The organism is uncultured Cellulomonas sp. (assembly GCF_963527515.1).
Lineage (GTDB): Bacteria > Actinomycetota > Actinomycetes > Actinomycetales > Cellulomonadaceae > Cellulomonas.
Genome location: NZ_CAURTV010000170.1, coordinates 1 through 4,629, shown reverse-complemented (window position 1 = coordinate 4,629; position 4,629 = coordinate 1). Strand labels below are relative to the sequence as shown.

Annotated in this window: 4 protein-coding genes; all 4 read right to left on the bottom strand. The window is 74.0% G+C overall.

Features of this window, described 5'->3' with window-relative positions; genetic code table 11:
* The coding region (locus RYN42_RS19750) for a zinc ribbon domain-containing protein (RefSeq protein ID WP_315099201.1) at nt 1-253 on the bottom strand (253 nt) is incomplete at its 3' end.
* The gene (locus RYN42_RS19745) at nt 250-1,527 is read right to left on the bottom strand and encodes a VWA domain-containing protein (RefSeq protein WP_315099199.1); all 1,278 of its coding nucleotides are present in this window, start codon (nt 1,525-1,527) and stop codon (nt 250-252) included. The genes RYN42_RS19750 and RYN42_RS19745, both read right to left, overlap by 4 nt.
* A gap of 9 nt (nt 1,528-1,536) precedes the next feature.
* On the bottom strand, nt 1,537-2,583 hold the full coding sequence (locus tag RYN42_RS19740) for a PP2C family serine/threonine-protein phosphatase (RefSeq protein ID WP_315099196.1): 1,047 nt from the start codon (nt 2,581-2,583) through the stop codon (nt 1,537-1,539).
* Nucleotides 2,580-4,629, bottom strand: a 2,050-nt coding sequence (locus tag RYN42_RS19735) for a tetratricopeptide repeat protein (RefSeq protein WP_315099193.1), incomplete at its 5' end; no start/stop codon positions are given. The genes RYN42_RS19740 and RYN42_RS19735, both read right to left, overlap by 4 nt.

The window sequence follows — 4,629 nt, the reverse complement described above, 5'->3', positions numbered from 1 at the left end:
GCGCGGGCGCGACCGGCGCCGGTGGCGCGACGGGGGCCGGTGCGGTGCCCGTGGTGAAGTCGTACCCGCAGACCTCGCAGAACAGGGCCAGCGACGACGCCGGTGCACCGCAGTGCGGGCACGTCGTGGCCGTCCCCGCCGCGGCGGGCTCGGCGGCCTGCGCGGGCGCCGACGACTCGATGGGCGCGCCGCAGACGTCGCAGTAGTCCGTGGCCGTCGAGGTGTGACCGTTCGGGCAGACGACGGTGCTCACCGGCGGACCCGCGTGGTCTTGGTGGAGGCGGTGTCGAGCGCCATCTCGTCGAGCTTGTCGGCGTTGCGCTTGAGCCGCACGGTGCCCTTCTCCTCGTCGTCGATCTCGACCACCCGGCGCAGCCGCGACGTCGCCTCGTCGTTGCCCGTCTCGGCGGCCAGCTGGACCGCACGGCCCAGCTTGACGGTCGCCGTGGCCTCGTCGCCGGACGCCTTGGCGGCCAGACCCTCCTGGATCACCGACGCCAGCTCCGTCTGCCCGGTGTAGTGCGCGACCTCGGGGTTGATCCGCGCGGTCAGGGTGCTGTCGTCCGACCAGCGCGCCTTGACCAGTCCCGACGCCTGCACCTCCCCGCCGACCGCGATCTGCACGCGCGCGGCCAGCTGCTCCGAACCGACCGGCTTGGACGACACCCGGACGGCCACGTGGTAGTCGCGGGACTCGTCGCCCCACGCGCCCGTGGGGTACGCGCCGGTCAGCGGGTTGACCTCGGTGCGGCGGGCCGTGAGGTCCTCGACCGTGGGTGCGACGCGGCGGACGAACAGCACCTGGGCGCCCTGCGGGGCCCACACGCGCAGCTCGGCGTCGGCGACGCCCTTGGACATCGACTCGTTCACCATCGCGCGGAAGTCCTCCGCGATGTCCGCGGGGTTGCGGATGAGGTCGACCGTGCCCAGCAGCGCCGAGGAGATCTCGCGCAGCTCGGCCACCTCCCAGCTGGAGCCGACGCCGCGCGCGTCGCACTGGAAGTGCCCGGTGACGTCCCGGATCGCCTTGGACAGCTCGGCGCGCGGCTCGGACTCGTTGCGGCCGTCGGTCAGCAGGATCGCGTGCTTCTGGGCCACCTGCGGCACCTCGGCGAAGATCGCGTCGGCGAGCCGCAGCCAGGTGCTCATCGCGGTGCCGCCCGAGGGGCGCATGAAGGAGATGGCGCGCTTGGCCTCCTCGCGGGCGCCCGGCTCCATCTGCACGATCGCGACCGGCGCGTTCGGGTACGGGAACGCCCGGTTGGCCACGTGGCTGCCGCCGACCACCGCGAACCACGTGCCGTCTGCGATCTGGTCGACGGCCACCTGGGCGGCGTACTTGGCGGCCTCGATGTTCGGTCCGCTCATGGAGCCCGAGGTGTCGATGATGACGATCTCCGCGACGCCGCCGGCGCTGGACACCGCGGTGCCCGCGCCCGTGCTGGTCACGGTCACGATCGCGTGCACGTCCGTGGCTCCGTCGGAGAGGAACTCGTTCTGGAACACCTCGGTGCGGAAGTCGGCCACTGTGGCTCCTCAGGCTGCGGGCGACGCCGGCGGGGCCGGTGCCGTCTCTTCGGTCTGGACAGTATCGAAGGGTGCGGCCACCCGGGCCAGCGAGGCGGTGATGTTGTCGTGCCCTCCCGCCGCGTTGGCCCAGCGCACCAGCTCGGCGCAGATCGTGTCCGGTGAGGTCCCGACCTGCTCGATCGTGCGGTGCAGCAGGTCCGCCACGTCGTCGGCCTCGGAGCAGTAGTTCCACAGGCCGTCCGAGCAGACGAACACCCACCCCGGCCCCTGCGCCCGGGTGGTGCCCGTGCTGGGCACCACGGTCTCGGCGTCGGGACCCAGCCAGCGCGTGATGGCGTGCCCCTCGCGCGAGGCCTCCGCCCGTGCCCGCGGGATGCCGCGCGCGATCATCTCGTTCGCTGCGGAGTCGTCGACGCTGACCTGGTGGGCGGCCCCCTCGTCCGGGATCCAGTAGGCGCGGGAGTCCCCCAGCCAGCCGGCCACGACGGTCGGCCCGTCGACGACGGCCGCGACGAACGTGCACGACGGAGGCTCGACCCGCCCGGTCAGGTCACCGACCGCGTCCGCGATGGCCTTGTCGGCAGCGGCGGCCGACTCCACCAGGAGAGCGGACCACGCCGCCACCGTCTGCGGCTCCCCGGTGACCAGCACGTCCCGCGCGGCACGTGCGGCGGCGAGGCTCGCGACGTCGGAGTCCTGGATGTTGGACACGCCGTCGCAGACCACCAGGACCGCGGTGGTGCCGACCACCGCGAGCGCCATCGCGTCCTCGTTGCGGCTCTTGCGCCGGCCACGGTCGCAGACCCCGCCGACCAGCGGCGACGGCAGCTCGGCCCAGTGGTCGCGCGCGCTGACCGCCAGCTCGCCGCAGTGCTCGCAGTAGCCGTCCGCCGCGATCGTCCCGCCGCAGGACCGGCAGACGGGTGTCGCCGGTGGTTCCGGCTCCGCGAGCACGGCCGCCGGTGCCGGCGCGGCCGCACCCAGCGCCGTCCCGCAGTGCTCGCAGAACGCCGAGCCGTCCGCCGCGACCGTGCCGCAGCTCGGACAGGTCACCACGTGGTCCACCGACGGACGGCGTTGGCGCGGTCGACCAGGGTGATCCGCTCGTCGGGCGTGTCGGCCAGCGCCGCCTGCTCGCGCAGCGCGCCCTCCAGCGCGTCGCGCAGCTCGGGCTCCTCCGCCGGCACCGCCCCGAGGTGGACCGTCTTCGACGGCCCGTCCTTGAGCACCGCCTGCAGCGCGGACCCCAGCACGTCCACCCGCAGCGCCGCCCGCGCGCGCGGCTCGATCGAGACGCTCTGCACGCTGGCCAGCGCGTCGGACAGGGCACGCAGGTCCCCGCTCGACGTGGCGAGCAGCTGCGCGCGCAGCATGCGGGCCTCGACGTAGGAGCTGCGCGTCGGCGTCACCAGGTCGAGCGCCGCGAGCGCACCGGGCAGGTCGCCCCGCGCGCGGCGGATGCGGGCCAGGCCGAAGGCCGCGGGCGCCGTGTAGTTGGCGTCGGAGCGTGCACAGATGATGTAGAGCGACTCGGCGATGTCCGGCTCGCCGCTGCGCTCGCACGCCGTGGCCAGCGCCAGCTTGGGCGCCAGCTCCCCCGGCACCTGCCCGTACACCGCATTGAACGACGCGCGGGCCGCGACCGGGTCGCCCGCGCTGAGCTGCGCGAGTCCGCCGAGCCAGGCCGCCCGCCACTCCCACGGGTCGTCGGTGAGGACCTGCGACAGGGTCTGGTCCAGCACGTCCTGCCGGCCCGCCTCGATGGCCGCGGTCGCCCGCCGCAGCCGCACCTCGACCGTGTCCTCCGGGGCGTCGGCGAGTGCGGCGATGCGCTGCTCCGGGTTGCTCACGTTCACGCCGGCCAGCCAGCTCGCCGCCGGGTCGCTCGCGTCGACCTTGAGCGCGGGCAGCTGGTGCCAGTCGAGCGGATGGCCCGCCTCGTCGGAGGTGGGCGCCTCGAACAGCACGGACGCCGCCGAGTGCAGCGCGGGGCTCCCCGGACCCCGGTCGGTGGCGACGACCTCGCGCAGCACGCCCAGCACCTGCGCCCGCAGCTCGTCCACCGTCGCGAACCGGTCGGACGGGTCGAGGGCGCACGCCTTGGCCAGCAGCCGGTAGAAGGAGTCGTACTGCTGGAACACGGGGGTGTCCGCCACCGCGGGGAGCGACGCCACGTACGTCGAGGTGTTCCCGCGGAAGTCCAGCACGAGGGTCGCCAGCGTGCGACCGATCGTGTAGATGTCGGAGGCCACGGACGGTCCCACCTCGGCGACCTCGGGCGCCTGGTAGCCGACCGTGCCGAAGATCGCCGAGTCCAGGTCGTCGATCCGGCGCACGCCGCCGAGGTCGATGAGCTTGACCGCGTCGCCCTGCTGGATGACGTTGTCCGGCTTGAAGTCGCAGAACAGCAGCCCGACGTCGTGCAGGTAGGCGAACGCGGGCAGGATCTCCAGGACGAACGCGAGCGCGTGGTCCACCGGCAGGGGCGTGACGACTCCCCCGGCGGCCTCGCGGCGGTCCTGCAGGATCTGCTTGAGCGAGCGGCCGCCGACGAACTCCATGACGGTGTAGCCGGCGCCCTCGTGCATGGCGAAGTTGTAGATCTCGACGATCAGCGGGTGCTCGACCTCGGCCAGGAACTGCCGCTCGGAGATCGCGGCGGCGTAGGCGTCGGGGTCACCCGAGTTCAGCAGGCCCTTGAGCACCACCCAGCGGCCCGAGACGTTGCGGTCCCGCGCCAGGTAGATCCAGCCGAGCCCGCCGTGCGCGAGGCAGCCGACCACCTCGTACTGGCCACCCACCAGGTCGCCGGGGCTGAGCGCCGGCGTGAAGTCGAAGTGCGTGCCGCACTTGGGGCAGAACCCCGCGGTGCGCCCCGGGACGCCGTCGCGCGACCGGCCGACCTCGGCCCCGCACTTGGGGCAGAAGCGCTTGCGCTCGGGCACCTCGGGCACGGCCATGACCACCTGCAGCGGGTCTTGGACCGGAGCCGGTGGAACGGTGGTCAGCCCGGCGCCCAGCCGCGCACCGCGCAGCCGGGTCGAGGAGGTGCCGACCCGCCGGGTGGTCCGCGAGCCGCCGGTGGCCGCGGTGCGCGCC